Origin of the sequence: Halomonas sp. AOP22-C1-8 (assembly GCF_052378905.1) — a bacterium.
Classification (GTDB): Bacteria; Pseudomonadota; Gammaproteobacteria; order Pseudomonadales; family Halomonadaceae; genus Vreelandella; species Vreelandella citrativorans.
This window is the reverse complement of sequence record NZ_JBQSYD010000011.1, coordinates 96879-113284: the sequence shown is the minus strand read 5'-3', so window position 1 is coordinate 113284 and position 16406 is coordinate 96879. Positions and strand designations below refer to the sequence as shown.

Annotated in this window: 16 protein-coding genes and 2 tRNA genes; 7 read left to right on the top strand and 11 right to left on the bottom strand. The window is 51.9% G+C overall.

The features are described from left to right. The 3 genes from ACT3TY_RS08295 to ACT3TY_RS08285 all read right to left on the bottom strand — a co-directional run. Positions 1-273, bottom strand: a 273-nt coding sequence (locus ACT3TY_RS08295) for a hypothetical protein (RefSeq protein WP_172118428.1), incomplete at its 3' end; no start/stop codon positions are given. Between the two features lie 290 nt (positions 274-563). Next, a tRNA-Val gene (locus ACT3TY_RS08290) sits at positions 564-640 on the bottom strand. A gap of 21 nt (positions 641-661) precedes the next feature. Further along, a tRNA-Val gene (locus ACT3TY_RS08285) sits at positions 662-738 on the bottom strand. A 172-nt stretch (positions 739-910) separates the two neighbouring features. Between ACT3TY_RS08285 and ACT3TY_RS08280 the strand changes: the two genes are divergently transcribed. Beyond that, positions 911-1996 carry an endonuclease/exonuclease/phosphatase family protein gene (locus ACT3TY_RS08280; RefSeq protein WP_444627863.1) on the top strand — a complete coding sequence of 362 codons (1086 nt, stop codon included), beginning with the start codon at positions 911-913 and terminating at the stop codon, positions 1994-1996. A gap of 8 nt (positions 1997-2004) precedes the next feature. On the opposite strand, the gene ACT3TY_RS08275 is transcribed toward ACT3TY_RS08280, so the two are convergent. Further along, positions 2005-3381 (bottom strand): class II fumarate hydratase, encoded by a 1377-nt coding sequence (locus ACT3TY_RS08275; RefSeq protein ID WP_444627862.1) that lies wholly within the window; start codon positions 3379-3381, stop codon positions 2005-2007. Positions 3382-3620: 239 nt separating this feature from the next. On the opposite strand from ACT3TY_RS08275, the gene ACT3TY_RS08270 reads away from it, so the two are divergent. Continuing rightward, complete coding sequence (locus ACT3TY_RS08270; RefSeq protein ID WP_193054646.1) at positions 3621-3995, top strand: phasin family protein; 375 nt, start codon at positions 3621-3623, stop codon at positions 3993-3995. 61 nt (positions 3996-4056) lie between these two features. Here ACT3TY_RS08270 and hda read toward each other — a convergent pair whose 3' ends face one another. Then, positions 4057-4761, bottom strand: a complete 705-nt coding sequence (gene hda / locus ACT3TY_RS08265) for a DnaA regulatory inactivator Hda (protein WP_172118424.1) — start codon at positions 4759-4761, stop codon at positions 4057-4059. Then, on the bottom strand, positions 4758-5870 hold the full coding sequence (locus ACT3TY_RS08260) for an AI-2E family transporter (RefSeq protein WP_193054645.1): 1113 nt from the start codon (positions 5868-5870) through the stop codon (positions 4758-4760). Before ACT3TY_RS08260 ends, hda begins: the two co-directional genes overlap by 4 nt. A 199-nt stretch (positions 5871-6069) precedes the next feature. Here ACT3TY_RS08260 and purM point away from each other — a divergent pair, with 199 nt between their 5' ends. Both purM and purN read left to right on the top strand, forming a co-directional pair. Next, a complete protein-coding gene (gene purM / locus ACT3TY_RS08255) occupies positions 6070-7137 on the top strand; it encodes a phosphoribosylformylglycinamidine cyclo-ligase (protein WP_193054644.1) in 1068 nt (355 codons plus the stop codon). Then, positions 7134-7886 carry a phosphoribosylglycinamide formyltransferase gene (gene purN / locus ACT3TY_RS08250; protein WP_193054643.1) on the top strand — a complete coding sequence of 251 codons (753 nt, stop codon included), beginning with the start codon at positions 7134-7136 and terminating at the stop codon, positions 7884-7886. The genes purM and purN overlap by 4 nt, the downstream gene beginning before the upstream one ends. Positions 7887-7997: 111 nt before the next feature. Here purN and dcd read toward each other — a convergent pair whose 3' ends face one another. From dcd to cobA, 5 genes are all read right to left on the bottom strand, one after another. Further along, on the bottom strand, positions 7998-8564 hold the full coding sequence (gene dcd / locus ACT3TY_RS08245; protein WP_172118420.1) for a dCTP deaminase: 567 nt from the start codon (positions 8562-8564) through the stop codon (positions 7998-8000). Positions 8565-8575: 11 nt separating this feature from the next. Continuing rightward, a complete protein-coding gene (gene apbC, locus ACT3TY_RS08240; RefSeq protein WP_172118419.1) occupies positions 8576-9376 on the bottom strand; it encodes an iron-sulfur cluster carrier protein ApbC in 801 nt (266 codons plus the stop codon). 154 nt (positions 9377-9530) lie between these two features. Continuing rightward, positions 9531-10919: a group II intron reverse transcriptase/maturase gene (ltrA, locus tag ACT3TY_RS08235; RefSeq protein ID WP_444627861.1), complete on the bottom strand. Its 1389-nt coding sequence runs from the start codon at positions 10917-10919 to the stop codon at positions 9531-9533. Between the two features lie 533 nt (positions 10920-11452). After that, positions 11453-12562, bottom strand: a complete 1110-nt coding sequence (locus ACT3TY_RS08230) for a kinesin (RefSeq protein WP_444627860.1) — start codon at positions 12560-12562, stop codon at positions 11453-11455. Between the two features lie 284 nt (positions 12563-12846). Beyond that, entirely contained in the window at positions 12847-13626 is a 780-nt protein-coding gene (gene cobA / locus ACT3TY_RS08225) for a uroporphyrinogen-III C-methyltransferase (protein WP_444627859.1), read from the bottom strand. Between the two features lie 302 nt (positions 13627-13928). On the opposite strand from cobA, the gene ACT3TY_RS08220 reads away from it, so the two are divergent. From ACT3TY_RS08220 to ACT3TY_RS08210, 3 genes are read left to right on the top strand one after another with little or no spacing between them, the layout of a single operon-like run. Beyond that, entirely contained in the window at positions 13929-14825 is an 897-nt protein-coding gene (locus tag ACT3TY_RS08220; RefSeq protein ID WP_441680207.1) for a GGDEF domain-containing protein, read from the top strand. A gap of 33 nt (positions 14826-14858) precedes the next feature. After that, positions 14859-15197, top strand: a complete 339-nt coding sequence (locus ACT3TY_RS08215; RefSeq protein WP_172118416.1) for a 4a-hydroxytetrahydrobiopterin dehydratase — start codon at positions 14859-14861, stop codon at positions 15195-15197. Beyond that, positions 15198-16388: an amino acid aminotransferase gene (locus ACT3TY_RS08210; RefSeq protein WP_444627858.1), complete on the top strand. Its 1191-nt coding sequence runs from the start codon at positions 15198-15200 to the stop codon at positions 16386-16388. It begins immediately after the preceding gene. The last annotated feature ends 18 nt before the right edge of the window (positions 16389-16406 follow it).

The window sequence follows — 16406 nt, the reverse complement described above, 5'->3', positions numbered from 1 at the left end:
GTGGTAAGCATGTAGATGAATCGTGCAGTAAGCGCGAAAAATAACGTCGCTCATGGATAGTTCAGAGCGGCGGCGCGCTTTTCTTAACGTTTGGTTGAATATTTCTTCTGCCTTATAGCGGCTCAACCCTAGCTCTTGAGCCGTATGAAAATACTCATCAAGCTCCACACTCTCACGATTATCGCTCACTAGCGGTGGTTTATTTGCAGATTTACGGCCTAACTTTAAGCCACCAAAAACCGAGGCCCAACGGGGCAATAAATTAAGATACATATCTTCATCCTTGAATCATGTTCATGGAGAGAGTTGTTCATCACAGCGCGAATTCCCGCATAGCGCCACGCCAATAGCTATACACATATTGTACTTTATGAAGCATGACGTTATCGTGACAGGCATCATCTCACGCCAAAAGACACAGCGTACCAAGCCCCCTGATCACAGGGCATTGCACCCGACAAGGTAAGCTGTGCCTGAATAACAATGCTGTGCGCAATAAACGTGCACGCCATGAGAATGACGAAAAAAAACCCCGCGCTTAAAAAAGCACGGGGCTAACAATTTGGTAGGACCAGGCGGATTTGAACCGCCGACCTCCACGATGTCAACGTGGCGCTCTAACCAACTGAGCTATGGTCCTAAATAGAAAAGGTTGCGATGATGGTAGGACCAGGCGGATTTGAACCGCCGACCTCCACGATGTCAACGTGGCGCTCTAACCAACTGAGCTATGGTCCTGTCGTGCAACGGATGCGTATTCTACTTATTTATCACTGCATTGCAAGCTAATTTTTTCTTTCTGAACAACCCACTCACGCCCTATCTCGCTATAAAATCGCTACGTAAGTGAGTATTTAAATTTTCAGCGTTTTAAACCGTCCACCCCTCTTTCTAAAGCAGGAAACCAATAATGCTCGCCCCTCTCCTTACCCCCCTCCTTGCGTGCATAGCGTTAATACCACTGCTTGCAACACTGATTGCACGCATCCCTCTTCGCTGGTGGTGGATCCGCTGCTTTGAATTCCCTCGCGTTCAAATAGCAACTCTGTCGCTGCTTTGTGGGGTATCCGCTCTCGTCTTTCTATCGCCTGGCAATTGGCGTACCGCGATTTGGGTTATCGTTCTCATCACCGTCGCTTTACAAAGCCAATATATCTTGCCTTGGACCCGGCTATGGCCAGTGGACGTTAAAAACGCATCCAAGCAGTCTTCCAGCAAACAGCACATTACGCTTTTAATTGCCAATGTGCTGACGCCTAATCGGCACACGGAAGGATTACTGGGGATGATCCAGCAACACCAGCCGGATATCATTTTAACCCTTGAGTCAGATCAGTGGTGGCAGGATAAGCTCGACCCCGTGCTAGCAGAACGCTGGAAATATAACGTTAAAGTGCCTTTAGATAACTTGTACGGCATGCATCTTTATTCGCGCTTGCCGCTGAAAGACACCTCTGTTAAGTGGCTAATTCAGGAGGATATCCCTTCCATTCATACTCAGGTGCAGCTTGAAAGCGGCGATTATATTCGCCTATATGCCGTCCACCCTCGCCCACCTGCGCCATCAGAAAGCGAAAAGTCGTTATGGCGTGATGCCGAACTTTTATGGGTAGGCCAAGAGGTACACCAAACGCCCCAGCCTACCCTGGTGGCTGGCGATCTGAATGACGTCGCCTGGTCACGTACCACTCGACTATTTTGCAGGGTTAGCGGCATGCTTGACCCCAGGCGCGGACGGGGCATGTTTAGTACCTTCCACGCCAAGAACCCCTTATTACGCTGGCCTCTTGATCACATTTTTGTAACCAACCACTTCACCCTGGTCAACATGCAGCGCCTTGATGCCTTTGGGTCTGACCACTTTCCTATTCTCGCCACCCTATGCTATCAGCCCTCTCGCCAAAATGAGCAGGAGCGACCCGAAGCAGACAGCGAAGAGCATCAACAAGCCAGCGAAACGATTCAAAAAGGCAAAACCGAGAAGCAACTAACCTGATCGACGGGTTACTCCGGAACGCCTCCCTGGGTCAATACGCTTGGATCCAAAAGGCGTTCCAGTGTTTTACGATCCAGATCCGTCTCTTCCTCAGCAACATCAATGATAGGCCTACCTGCCTGGTAGGCTTTTTTAGCCACTGCCGCCGCGGCATTATAGCCAATCACGCCATTAAGCGCGGTCACCAGAATCGGATTTCGAGCCAAGGGGACTTGCAAGTTATCTTCTCGCACCTTGAACGTTGCAATTGCTCTATCCGCCAGTAGCCGTGACGTATTACTCATTAGCGTAATCGCCGTGAGCAAATTCGTTGCCACCAGTGGCAGCATGACGTTCAACTGAAAATTACCACTCTGGCCTGCCACGGTAATGGCCGAATCCAACCCAATCACCTGGGCTGACGCCTGCGCTGCCGACTCAGGAATCACAGGGTTAACTTTGCCCGGCATGATGGAACTACCCGGCTGAAGCGCCTCAAGCTCAATTTCGCCGAGCCCAGCCAAGGGGCCTGAGTTCATCCAGCGTAAGTCGTTGGCAATCTTCATAATGACGCACGCAAGGCCTTTTAACTGCCCGGATAGTTCAACGGCGGCATCCTGAGATGAAAGACTGGCAAAAAAACTATCGTTGGGTGCAAAATTAAGCCCGGTTTGCTCGCTTAGCTCTTTGGCTACCTGCTCAGCGAATCCCTCAGGTGCATTAATACCCGTACCAACCGCTGTCCCACCCTGTGCCAAGCGGCATAGCCTGCTCATCGCGCTGTCGAATCGCTCAATAGCCTGCCCTAATTGACTCGACCAGGCCCCGAGTTCCTGGTCCATACGTAACGGCATCGCATCCATTAAATGGGTGCGTCCCGTTTTGACAACATCTTTTAGCTCCTCGGCACGCTGATCAATACAGGTCTTTAAATGCTCAAGTGCTGGCTTGAGAGACTCATTAACCGCAATCGCTGCTGACACATGTATGGCGGTTGGGATAACGTCATTGCTTGATTGCCCCATATTCACGTGATCATTAGGCGTCACATCGACACCTTCACGGCTTGCCAGCGTAGCCAATACTTCATTCACGTTCATATTGGTAGAGGTGCCCGAGCCCGTTTGAAAAATGTCGATCGGGAACTGGTCGTCGTGCTGCCCGTTAATCACAGCCTGTGCTGCGTTTTGAATAGCCTTGGCTCTAGCATCATCCAACAGGCCCAACTGCTGGTTAGCCCGCGCTGCAGCCAGCTTTATCCGCGCTACGGAATGGATAAACTCTGGGGGCATAGGGGTGTGAGACACCGGAAAATTATTAATGGCCCGCTGCGTTTGAGCGCCATAAAGCGCGGAAGCAGGCACTTCAAGCTCCCCCATGCTATCGCGCTCGATACGAGTATCCATATGATTCTCTCCTTTGAGTGGTAATCAACCTTATCTACAAGCGATCACGTGGGCAAATCCCTTCCCAACCGCTGCCGCTTTTCAAACTAGACGCTCCAACCGGCCAGGTAAACCGTCATGTCCCATCATGCTCACATTAAGCCTGCCTCTTTATATTGCGGCGCACAAAAACGACTGCTATGCTGCACTGCAAAAACGCTAAACGAATGGCATTTTATTGTCCAGGCAGGAGTTTCATAATGAATACATTCAACACAAATGAAATGAACCAGCAGTTTGATAACGTCTTTATGGCCCCTGTACGCGCTTATGCTGCGCTAACGATTGATTATGCTGAACAGATGCTGAACGCTCAGGTGGAGGCAAGCCAGGCTTATGCTGATACGGGCATTCACCAATTGCGCCAGCTAACCAGCGTTAAAGATCCGCAAGGGTTGCGTAGTTATATGGAAGGCCAACAGCAGGTTGTTAAGCAGCTAGCGGAACGCGTGAAAGGCGATGCCGACAAAGTGGTGTCGCTTCAGCAAGATTATTTCAAGAAAAGCCAAAAACTAACCGAAGAAAACGTGAAACAAGCACAGGCTGCTGCTGGCAAGATGCGTCAAACGAGCTGATTTTTTAAGTTCTGAACACTTAATCATTAGATGCCCGCTGATCCACTCAGCGGGCTTTTGCTTACCAGCCAAGTGCAGACTTAACAAACGGGATTGTCAGTTTACGCTTAGCCGACAAGGAAGCCTGATCCAGAGTTTCAATCGCCTTACATAAATCGCCTAATTCGCGAGGTCCGCGGTGCAAAATATAGCGCCCTACGTCATCGGGTAGCTGCATTCCCCTGACATTGGCGCGCAGCCTAAGCGCGGCCAAACGACTTTCGTCATCCAAAGGGTGTAAATGAAACGTCACTCCCCAGGTAAGGCGTGAAGCAAGGTCCGGAAGCACAACCTCAAGCTGGCGCGGAGGTGTGTTAGAGGCGATAACAAGCTGTTTGCCAGCATCGCGCAGGCGATTAAACGCATGAAACAGGGCTTCTTCCCACCGTTTTCGGCCAACGACATACTCAAGATCATCAATCGCGACTAAATCCAATCGCTCTATATCTTCAAGCATCAGGGGCGGAAAATGCCCCAGGTCAGCTAACGGTAAATACAAGGCCCGCATATCCGCATCGGAAGCCGCATGGCAGGCGGCCTGAAGCAGGTGGCTTTTGCCGCTGCCTTGCGCACCCCATAAATAGATAAACGGCTCTGCATTCGGCTGAAATTGTTGTGTCAGATGTTCAACCAGTGGAGCATTCGCGCCTGAAGCGTAATAGTTATTGAAGGTTGCATCATCGCGCAACCCTACTCCTAACGGCAGCTGTGCCGGCACTCGGCTCATGGTGACTCCCTTTCGTCGTGACGCCCCAGCTCATTATGGTGATTTAAAGGCGTTAGCGAGCCTTGTTCTGCATTATAAAAGGTGCTGTGTTTATAACGATCATTAAGCTCTCTAAGCAGCACCATAAAAACAGCTGCAACGGGTAACGCTAACAGCACACCGGTAAACCCAAATAAATTTCCACCCGCCAGTACAGCAAAAATAACGGCGACAGGATGCAAACCAATTTTATCGCCCAATAGTTTGGGCTGCAGTATGACACTTTCTGCAGCTTGACCGATACTAAATACCACGATCACACCGAGCACCGCCCACCACGTACCGAATTGAAATAATGCAACAATTAAGGCGACGGCAATGCCAACAATAAACCCCAAAAAGGGTACGAAACTTACCAGGCCGGCAACAAACCCTATCAACAAACCAAAATTAAGCCCCATCACAGTAAGACCGGTCGCGTAAATAACGCCCAAGCACAACATCACCAAAAGCTGGCCGCGTAAAAAAGAGGACAGCACTTCATCGCAACGCCGCGCTAAGCGAAACGTATCATCAGCCCATTGCCTTGGCACCAGGCTTGCAAGATTGCGCAGCATCCGTTTCCAGTCGAGGAGTAAATAAAATGTCACGACAGGAATCAAAGCGATATAAGTAATCCATGTCATAAAGGCCATACCTGAGCGGCCAATTTGGCCTAGCGCTTGAGCCAAATACCCTCCCGCATCACGCCAGTTTTCCACCAATACTTCACGCACATTGATTAACTCGGCACGCAAATCGTAGCCCGTCCACTCCTGAACCTGTGGCGCCAGCACATTCTCAATCCACATGAACATGTCAGGCATCACTTCCCCTAGCTGCTTGATTTGTTGAATCACCAGCGGAATAAAAATCAATAGACTCGCCGTTAATACAATAAGCAGCACCAGAAATACCAGGCTCACGGCGAAAGGTCGCTTCATTCCCAGCCGCTGAAAGTAGTTAGTCAGCGGGTCAGCTAAATAGGCTAATACCATGCTGGCAATAAAGGGCATCAACACCGAATTAAGTACATACACCAGCCCAATGAAAATCGCGAGCAGGCCAACCCCTAACCATGAATTTCGCATTACATGACTCTCCTTCCTGGATCCATCAATAGCGCTTTGTACGCTTAATAATAACAAAAGTTGGAGGAACACTGACCCAACATGTATACCGGCGATGCGACCCACGCCGCTGGGTGTTACAATCTTCTGCAGTTATTGCCCAGCACTGGCCATTTCGCCAGCACTACCCCGTACTGCTATAGGCTTCACAGGAACTGTCATGACCGAGACTTCCACTTCTCCGGCTACTCCTTCACTCAGCTATAAAGATGCAGGTGTCGATATTGATGCCGGAAATGCCCTAGTTGACCGCATTAAACACGTTGCCAAACGTACCACACGCCCCGAAGTAATGGGCGGGTTAGGCGGCTTTGGCGCACTATGCGAGCTGCCAGCAGGTTACAAGCAGCCTGTACTGGTGTCTGGCACCGATGGCGTAGGCACCAAGCTACGTCTCGCCATGGACCTTGGCAAACATGACACTATCGGCATCGACCTGGTGGCCATGTGCGTTAATGATTTGATTGTTGCAGGTGCTGAGCCGCTGTTATTCCTTGACTACTATGCCACGGGCAAGCTGGATGTGGATATCGCGGCAGATGTTGTCACGGGTATTGGTGCGGGGTGTGAACTGGCAGGCTGCGCTCTGGTGGGTGGTGAAACCGCCGAAATGCCGGGCATGTACGAAGGCAGCGACTATGATCTAGCCGGTTTTTGCGTTGGTGTGGTGGAAAAGTCCGAAATTCTTGATGGTAGTAAAGTGGCAGAAGGCGATGTTCTTCTTGGGCTTGCCTCCTCAGGCCCTCACTCCAATGGCTACTCACTGATTCGTAAGATCCTTGACGTCAGCAATGCCTCTCTCGACACCCAGGTAGATAATGCCCCACTGGGTGATGCATTAATGGCGCCGACTCGTATCTACGTCAAATCATTACTTTCACTAATGCGCGGCACCTCTATTCCGGTGCATGCGCTTTCCCATATTACCGGCGGCGGCCTGCTGGAAAACATTCCGCGTGTACTGCCTGATACGCTAGCAGCACATATTGATATTAATACGTGGCAGCGCCCCGCAGTTTTCGATTGGCTTCAGGCCCAAGGCAATGTTAACGAAGTCGAAATGCACCGCGTGCTTAACTGCGGCATCGGTATGGTACTGGTGATTCCTGCGGCTGAAGCTGCACAGGCCATGGCTCACCTGCAAGCTCAAGGCGAAACGGTTTATCGTATCGGGCATATTACCCAACGTCAGGAAGAAGCGGTGGTGCTGGAGAACCTGTCAGCATGAGTGGTACCGAATATCCCAGCGACACGATTACCGACATGACGCCAGAACCTACCGGGCCACGGCGGGTCGTTGTGCTGATTTCAGGCAGTGGCAGTAATCTTCAAGCATTGATTGATGCGCAGTCGCATGACCGTTTAGGCGGCGAGATTGTGGCGGTGATCTCCAACGTGGCTGACGCTTATGGTTTGAAGCGCGCCCACGAGGCCGGCATCGAGGCCGTCGCCCTGCCTCATCGTGAATATGACAACCGCGAGGCTTACGACAGCGCGCTGATTAAGGTGATTGAGCGTCATGAACCCGACGTGATTGTGCTGGCTGGCTTTATGCGTATTTTAACGCCGCGCTTTGTACAACGCTTTTTGGGTCGGATGCTGAATATTCACCCCTCACTGCTGCCCGAGTACCAAGGGTTAAATACCCATGCACGGGCACTGGCCGACAAAGTAACCAGCCACGGTTGCAGCGTGCATTTTGTTACCGAAGAGCTGGATGGCGGCCCCGTAGTTCTGCAAGCAGAATTAGCGGTCACTCCTGAGGATAACGCAGAGACGCTTAAAGAGAAGGTCCACGCCCGCGAGCACCTGATTTACCCAATCGCCGTACAGTGGTTTTTAGAGGGGCGGCTACAGTACAGCGCGGAAGGCGCTAAAATGGACGGCCATCTTCTGCCTGAACATGGTATGCGCCTTTCTCATGCCGATGCCGCTGAAGAGCTTGATGAAGAGCTGGATGAAGACAGCGACGTGTAGTTGATCGACCTGTCGGTTACTGTTCGCAGAAACGCGCACAGTAAATAGAAAGTAAGGCCTTACGGTTTCCCGTAAGGCCTTACTTTTAGGGCTACTTAACAGGCGTATCTATTACGTGCGCGGCAACGTAACACCACGCTGCCCCATGTATTTCCCACCTCGATCTTTATACGACGTTTCGCACTCCTCGTCGGACTCTAAAAATAGCATTTGCGCCACACCTTCGTGAGCATAAATCTTAGCGGGCAAATTGGTCGTGTTAGAGAACTCAAGCGTTACGTGCCCTTCCCATTCCGGCTCAAGCGGCGTGACGTTCACGATAATACCGCAACGCGCATACGTTGATTTGCCCAGGCAAATAGTCAGCACGCTGCGCGGAATACGAAAATACTCAACCGTTCTAGCTAACGCAAACGAGTTAGGCGGAATAATGCAAACATCACCTTTTACGTCCACAAAGCTTTTTTCGTCAAACGCTTTAGGATCAACGATGGCCGAATGAATGTTGGTAAACACCTTAAATTCATCGGCACAGCGGACATCGTAGCCATAGCTGGATGTGCCGTAAGAGATCACTCGCTGATCATTAACATAGCGAACCTGCTCTGCTTCAAACGGTTCAATCATGGCATCGCTTTGTGCCATGCGACGAATCCACTTATCTGATTTGATACTCATGTGTTACTTCATCACTCGCTAAAAGAAATAGTGGGCCCATCGCTTTCGCTGCCATTTACTGACTGGGCAACTTGCCTGGCAATCTCTGCAAACGCTTGGCTTACCGAGCTATCAGGCTCTGAGATAACGCTTGGAGTACCCGAGTCTGCCAGCTCTCGAATGGACAACGTCAATGGCAGCCGTCCCAGTACGGTTGTCTGGTACTCTTCGGCAATGCTATCCCCTCCTCCTGTACCAAAAATTGCGGCCTCATGACCACAGTTTTCACAGTGGTAAAGGCTCATGTTTTCAACCACACCAAGCACCGGAACATTCACCTTGCGGAACATTTCGATACCTTTACGCGCATCCAACAGCGCGATATCTTGCGGGGTGGTCACAATAACCGCCCCCGTTACTGGCACTTTTTGCGCCAGTGTCAGCTGTATATCGCCGGTGCCTGGGGGCATGTCAATCAGTAGGAAATCAAGATTATCCCACTGTGTTTGTGTGAGCATTTGCTGAAAAGCCCCCACTACCATTGGCCCGCGCCAGACCATCGCTTCACGCGTATTGACCAAAAAGGCCATCGACATGGCTTGAAGGCCATGGGCATTCAACGGTAAAAACTGGTTGTTGTCAGTCGCTTCGGGGCGGACACCCTCCTTCACACCAAGCATTTGCGCCTGGCTTGGACCATAAATATCCGCATCCAGTACGCCCACACGATAACCCTGAGCAGACAGTGCCAGCGCCAGGTTAACGGTGACGGTCGATTTACCAACCCCACCTTTTCCCGAGGCCACTGCGACAATATGTTTAACGCCGTCCATTAGTCGCGCTCCTATAATCCAGGCAAAAACTATTTACGTTGTGCCAAATGATACTCTGTGGCCACGTATTCATAAACCAACAATCGAGTAGGAAGGAGAGTCGCCTCCCCTGTCCTCTCACACCACCGGGCATACGGTTCCGTACCACGGCGGTTCATGAACAACGTTTGAGCCATCTTACCGTATCGAGTATCGAGATCAGGCCCAGATCGTAAAACCACTTTCTCGGCAGGGCCTCATTCATGTGCGAGGCTCCGGCGTTCCACCAGGGCCCTCGCCCATTGCCCGCCGATTTCCAAGCACGGTACGCGTCCAGACCCAGGCCTCGGAGTTTCCGACGCCGGGTCGCCGGGCGCTTCCATTGCCGCCAGATCAGACCGCGCAAGCGCCGTCGTATCCATTGATCCAGCGCTTCCAAGGGGCGTTTCACATCAACAAGGCTGAAGTAATGGGCCCATCCTCGCAGGACTGGCCTCAACCCTTCGATTGTCCGCTGGATGTTGCGCCCCCTGCCACGTTTCAGGATCTCACGGACACGCTGCATCATGCGCGTCAGGCTGGCCTTGGCGAGCGTCAGTTTCGACTGCTTGTGCCGAGTGAGGCTGTAGCCCAGGTAGCCGCGTCGCCATGGCCGGTCCACCGCACTTTTACGGCGATTGACCGTCAGCCGAAGTGAGCTCTCGAGATACTCACTCAAGCTGCCCATGACCCGCTCGCCTGCTCGTCGGCTCCGTACATAGATTTGTACATCGTCGGCGTAGCGGCAGAAGCGGTGACCTCGACGTTCCAGTCCCTTGTCCATGTCGTCCAGCAGGATGTTCGCCAGTAGCGGGCTGAGGGGTCCGCCTTGGGGGGTTCCCTGCCGCCTCTGCGTGGGCAAGCCATGCTGGAACATACCCACCTCCAGATAGCGGCGGATCAGACGCCGCACGCGCTTGTCGTCAACGTGCCGCGCGACCCGTGCCATCAGCAGGTCGTGGTTCACTCGGTCGAAGAAAGCCTCCAGGTCAAGGTCGACCACCCAGCGGTGGCCGGCGGTGACGTGGGCCTTCATGGCCGATACGGCCTGCCTGGCACTGCGCTTGGGGCGGTAGCCGTAACTCGACTCGGAGAAGGTCGGGTCGAAGATCGGCATGAGCGCTTGCGACAGTGCTTGCTGGATGAGCCGGTCGGTGACCGTGGGGATGCCGAGTTGCCGCTCTCCCCCTTTAGGTTTGGGGATAGTGGCGGCTCGGATCTGGCTGGGGTGATACTCATCGGCCAATAGCCGCTCGCGCAGCGTTGGCCAGTACTGCTTCAGGTGGTCAGCCAGTTGATGCACCGTCATGCCATCGACACCCGGTGCGCCTTTGTTGGTGACCACCCGACGGTAAGCTCGCGCCATGTTCTCCGGGTCAACGACCCGTTCCATGAGCGTGGTTGGCTCCGCTTTCGTCCACGATAGCGACGCCGGGATCGTCTCGACGCTCACCGGCCGGGGCGCGGAGTTCTGCTCCTGCCCCTCTGGGTGAGTGACGGTATTAGCGTCGGTTTCTGTCTTCATGATCGATCCTCGAGACGTTATCGCCTACTCGCGGTTCTTCATGTTCGGCCCTTGGCGCCGTGGTGAACCGGCACTTACTATGGCCTCTGCTGACGTCTGGTGATCTATCCCGTCGCCTCTCGACGCCGGTAGCACTGTGGCAGACCACCAGACCTCCCAGGGTAAGACGCGCGACCTTCCCGCTTATGCCTGTCGGATTTACATCATGGCGTTCCGTACAAGTATTGGGCTTTAGTGATCATTGCCACCTCACCCCGCCATGACGCCTCGTATCCGCTTCCTGTTCGTCAGGCCAGCGTTTTGCCTCGGGTTTCCTTCAGATTCTCCCTCGCGGGAGACACCCTTGCCGTCGGCTAGCACTTCCCCTTGCCGGGCGTGCAGGGGACTTTCACCCCCAAGTCATCCTGAGGCACCACCCCCAGGAACAGCGCCTATCAAGGCGCTACGCGCCATGCCTGGCGCACAACAAAAACGGATGCTGGGGCTACCAACATCCGCCTGTCAATTCGTCTGGTTGATTCAGACGAATACGCTTAATTATTACTTTGCTGTTGGCTCTGTGACTGGTTGTTATCGCTTTCGTTTGCAGGTGCCTGATCCGTTGCGCCGCCCTCAGATGAAGCGTCATTTGCTGCATCATCGGCGCTACCTAAACGCTGATCAAGGGAAGAAAGCTCGTCTCGCCAACCACTTAGCTGAGACTCCAGTTGAGATAAGGTTTCTTCACGCGCTTCAATATCGCTATTAATGTTAGCAACTTCATTACGACCAAGATCAAGCGCAACCATCAAGTCTTCCATTTCGCCACGCACCTGTTCCAGGCTCTGCGACTCCTCTTCACGAAGCTCGACCAATGAATCGACTTCGTTTTGAAGCTCATCACGCTCAGAGGTGAGGGAGTCACGGGTATTTTCCAACTCATCCAGTTCACTTTGTGCCGAAGCTACCTGCTCCTCAAGGCCAGAGAGCGCTTCACTAGCTTGACGGCTCTGCTCTTCAAGTTCAGCAAAATCATCTTCAGCGCTACTTAGTGCTTCAACCGCTTGCTGACGCTGCTCTTCAGCCTGTTGGCGTGCGGTTTCAGCCTCTTGCCGCGCTTCATCAGCGCTCTGCTGGGCTTCTTCTATCTGCTGAAGTGTCGCTTCAGCATTATCACGGGTCGTTGTGATTTCATCGCGCTCATCGCGTAGTGACTGCATATCACCCTGGGCGTTTTCCAGCTCCTGGTTTAAAGCATCCACTTCATTTTGAAGTTCATCTCGTTGAGTTTCTAATGCTTCAAGGCGCGTCTGAATAGTAGCCACGTCATTCTGTGCGCTTTCCAATGCAGAACTGGCTTCATTACGCTGCTCTTCAAGCTGCGCCACCTCTTCCTGCATGTCCGCTAAATTGGTTTCTGCCTGATCTATTTCCTGGATACGACGGCTATAACGACGGTTGTCCTGTTCAGCACTTGCCAGTTGCCCTTCAAGCGCTTCAACACGCTCTTTATGAGTGCCTGCGTTGGACTGCGCCATGATCGCCCAAATAACGGCAATGGCGGCGATACCCGCGATAGCCCTGACTCGGTTATCTTTAAATAGTGTTTTGGCATCCAGCCTGCTCGCAGGCGTCTGATGATCCGAATGGTTTTCTTCTGACATTCTGCGTCCCTCTCTCTACCAGGCTACCGATATCAGCAGCGTTAATGATGCGTTTAGCGCATATCGTCCATTACAAGCATACACAGCAAATGGCATCTAGCCAGTCCACTAGCAGATTCAATGCATTAGGCTCTGTCTGAAAAGTGTCTGCGCTCGACAATACGGCGTTAAAAATTGGCTCAAAATACTCATTTACACATGTAAACTCCGTTTTTTCGCCAATTTTTGCCTTGTCTTGTCTTCGCTCGTCGACTTTTCAGACAGACCCTAGCCAAGCCCACCTTCTACTGTAGATCATTATGAGCGGGAGCTTCGCTTGGATGCGCATTTTTGAACCACGCAAGCTTTGTGTGCAGTGAAACCACACTACCAATAATTAAAAGCGCCGGTGATTGAATACCACCTGTCGTCAAGGCCTCAGGCAGCGATGCCAATGTTCCCGCATGGATTTGCTGTTCAGCCATCGTCCCTTGCTCAATCAACGCCAGAGGCGTATCACGCGACATCCCATACGCCATCAACTTTTGGCTAATCACACCAACGCTGTTTAGCCCCATATAGAAAACCAGTGTTTGGTTTGGTTTTGCTAACGCTTCCCACTCCACTGCCTGTTCATCATCCGCCCAATGCCCCGTCACAAAATGGACAGCCTGTGCATGATCACGGTGGGTAAGCGGAATGCCAGCATAAGCGGAGCATCCTGAGGCGGCGGTGATACCGGGAATAACCTCCACCGCTACTCCATGAGTGATTAGCGCCTCCAGCTCTTCACCGCCGCGACCAAAGATGAACGGGTCACCGCCTTTAAGCCTTACGACGCTTTTGCCCTCAATGGCCCAGTCGACCAAGCGTTGATTAATCTCCTGTTGAGGAACGCTATGCTGCGACCGGACCTTTCCAACATAGAAGCGCTGCGTATTGCTCGGCAGTAGCGCCAAAATAGCGCTACTAACCAAGCGGTCGTAAAGCACGACATCTGCTTGCTGAAGGCGCTTGTAGGCTTTTAAGGTTAATAACTCTGCATCGCCAGGACCTGCGCCCACCAGGCTAACAAAACCACTCATTCCACCTCCTGACAAAATTCATAGTTGTACGGTGTTTACGCGCTCAAATGCGACCAAAACCACAACAGAGTCACTAACAAAAGAACACCCAAGCACACATATAGAAAAATACTATTTAATTAAATTTACGATTTAATACATCATTACACTTATAACATCACTTTTAATTCATAAAAGTTATTTACTAATAATATTTTAGCATAGATGGAGTGCTGATTTGTCAGCAATAGCTTACAACCCCACTACCCAAACAAGGCTAAACTTCATAAGTAACTGCTGGCAGTCGTTTTGGAGCATCGTGCATGTCCGTTAATGACCACCCCGAACGCTTGAGTGCAAACATTATCATTCCAATGATACCTGGCGTGATTTTTCAATTTTATCGCTCAACCTCGGGCCATATGAAATTCCCCTACCTTGAGGGTGGGGGCGATTTACTCAACCATATTGATCGCATCCAACTGGCTAACGATGCAGGCGAATTACTTGAATACTTAACGGGATGCGAATTTCCGAAGGTCATGTCGGCTATTGAGCGTTCGGCACGCTGGATGAAACCACTGACCACACGCTTTAAACTACCGACCCCTAACGAAAAATCGCGTTGGATTGCAGTCTGCGCCAATCCAGAAGCCGCTGTTAATGGCGTACGCTGGACAGGCGTTATGATGGACATTACCGAGCAAGTATTTGAAGAGCAACGGCTAAGGAAACTCTGCGACACCGACACCCTTACAGGCCTCCCCAATCGGCGTAAATTAATGATGCATTTATCTCACTTAGCATCATTAAGTGCACGTCACTGCACACCACTATCGATCATGATGATCGATATTGACCACTTTAAACTGCTCAATGATCGCTGGGGGCATCTGAAAGGGGATAGCGTACTAAAGCAGCTGGCCACAGAGATGACACGCCTTTTGCGTTGTGAAGACATGGTGGCGCGCCTAGGCGGAGAAGAGTTTATGGCAGTGTTACCGCTCACCCCGCTGCAACAATGCCATAAGCTTGCCGATCGATTGCGTGAAGCCATTTCCCAGCACGATTTTGGTGTCGGTGTGGGTGAAGTCACACTGAGCATCGGTGTCGCGGAATATCGCTATGGTGAACCTTTAACCAGCCTAATTGAGCGTACTGATAAAGCGCTTTATAGCGCCAAGGACGTTGGTCGTGATTGCGTTTGCCTACTTTCATGACTAGCGCTACGTCGATTTTATGAGGGAATGTATATGCTCAGGCTTGCACAAACCATCTGTGAACCCTGCTCGAAAGATACCCCGCCGCTAGATAAAAGCGAGTGTCAGGCTTATCTTGAGCAATTACCGGAGTGGCGGATTGTCGAGCACGATGGCATCATAAAGCTGTCACGAAGCTTTTCGTTTTATGACTTTGCCAAGGCGCTGACATTTACCCAGCGTGTTGGCGAGATAGCAGAGCAGGCCGGACACCACCCCATGTTAATCACCGAATGGGGTAAAACCACCGTAATGTGGTGGACACATCGTATTAATGGCCTGCATCTTAATGATTTCATTCTTGCCGCCAGAACCGACGAGGTAGCTGAGTAAATGTTTGAGCATATTGAGCGAGTCCCTGGAGATGCCATTCTCGGGCTGATCGAAGCTTTCAAAAAAGATACCAATCCGCAAAAGGTTGATTTGGGCGTAGGGGTGTACCGCGATTCAAAGGGTACTACACCGGTAATGCGCGCTGTCAAAGAAGCTGAAGCTCGCCTGCTCAAGAATGAAACCACCAAAACCTATATCGGTTCGCACGGGGCGCCCGCCTACAGCAATGTCGTATTGCCCATGGTGCTGGGTAGCGACTCCCCCGTACTGGAAGCCAAACGCGCCAGCGCTACTCAATCCCCCGGCGGTACCGGTGCGTTACGCTTAGCGGCTGACTTTATTGCGACTCAGCTACCCCATAAAGGTATTTGGGTAAGCGACCCGACGTGGCCCAATCACCACGGTATTTTTACGTCTGCGGGCATAGCGCTGCATAAATATCCGTATGTAGATGCTGATAACCGCCTCGATTTTTCAGGCATGCTGGCCGCGCTGAAAAAAATTCCTGAAGGCGACGTCGTGGTGCTGCATGCCTGCTGCCATAACCCGACCGGTTTTGATCTATCCCAAGAGCAGTGGCAGGAAGTGCTGGTCGTTCTACGTGAACGTAAGCTCCTACCACTCGTTGACTTCGCCTACCAAGGGTTTGGTGAAGGGCTTGATGAAGATGCCTATGGCGTACGCCTACTAGCCGAACAGCTGGACGAAGTGATTATCACCAGCTCCTGCTCGAAGAATTTCGGTATCTACTGCGAGCGCACTGGCTGCCTTATCATGGTCGCTAAAGACGCGGAGCAGATGGAGAATGTGCGTTCTCAGGTGGCCATTGTGGCTCGGGAAAACTACTCCAACCCGCCTGCTCACGGCGGCGCCATCGTAAGCGAAATTTTAAACGATGCCGAACTGACCACAATGTGGCGTGAAGAACTCACCGAAATGCGTGACCGTATTAATACGCTGCGCCGTGATTTTGTGGAAGCCCTGAAACCCTACGGCCTGGATCAGAAATATGCTTGTGTTGCTGAACAGCGCGGCATGTTCTCCTACACCGGGCTAACGCCTGACCAGGTAGATCGCTTACGCGATGAGTTTGGCATTTACATGGTCCGCTCTGGACGCGCCAACGTTGCGGGCTTCTCTCATGAAAATCTCCCTTACCTTGCCAAAGCAATTGCAGCGGTTAACGACTAACCGCATTGCCTAACGCTT

Bases quoted from the DNA above. Each gene is read 5' to 3' on its own strand.
- ACT3TY_RS08210 (WP_444627858.1), top strand. From the start codon at position 15,198: ATGTTTGAGCATATTGAGCGAGTCCCTGGAGATGCCATTCTCGGGCTG.
- dcd (WP_172118420.1), bottom strand. From the start codon at position 8,564: ATGAGTATCAAATCAGATAAGTGGATTCGTCGCATGGCACAAAGCGAT.
- cobA (WP_444627859.1), bottom strand. From the start codon at position 13,626: ATGAGTGGTTTTGTTAGCCTGGTGGGCGCAGGTCCTGGCGATGCAGAG.
- ACT3TY_RS08275 (WP_444627862.1), bottom strand. From the start codon at position 3,381: ATGGATACTCGTATCGAGCGCGATAGCATGGGGGAGCTTGAAGTGCCT.
- ltrA (WP_444627861.1), bottom strand. From the start codon at position 10,919: ATGAAGACAGAAACCGACGCTAATACCGTCACTCACCCAGAGGGGCAG.
- apbC (WP_172118419.1), bottom strand. From the start codon at position 9,376: ATGGACGGCGTTAAACATATTGTCGCAGTGGCCTCGGGAAAAGGTGGG.
- ACT3TY_RS08270 (WP_193054646.1), top strand. From the start codon at position 3,621: ATGAATACATTCAACACAAATGAAATGAACCAGCAGTTTGATAACGTC.
- hda (WP_172118424.1), bottom strand. From the start codon at position 4,761: ATGAGCCGAGTGCCGGCACAGCTGCCGTTAGGAGTAGGGTTGCGCGAT.
- purM (WP_193054644.1), top strand. From the start codon at position 6,070: ATGACCGAGACTTCCACTTCTCCGGCTACTCCTTCACTCAGCTATAAA.
- ACT3TY_RS08220 (WP_441680207.1), top strand. From the start codon at position 13,929: ATGTCCGTTAATGACCACCCCGAACGCTTGAGTGCAAACATTATCATT.
- purN (WP_193054643.1), top strand. From the start codon at position 7,134: ATGAGTGGTACCGAATATCCCAGCGACACGATTACCGACATGACGCCA.
- ACT3TY_RS08230 (WP_444627860.1), bottom strand. From the start codon at position 12,562: ATGTCAGAAGAAAACCATTCGGATCATCAGACGCCTGCGAGCAGGCTG.
- ACT3TY_RS08280 (WP_444627863.1), top strand. From the start codon at position 911: ATGCTCGCCCCTCTCCTTACCCCCCTCCTTGCGTGCATAGCGTTAATA.
- ACT3TY_RS08215 (WP_172118416.1), top strand. From the start codon at position 14,859: ATGCTCAGGCTTGCACAAACCATCTGTGAACCCTGCTCGAAAGATACC.
- ACT3TY_RS08260 (WP_193054645.1), bottom strand. From the start codon at position 5,870: ATGCGAAATTCATGGTTAGGGGTTGGCCTGCTCGCGATTTTCATTGGG.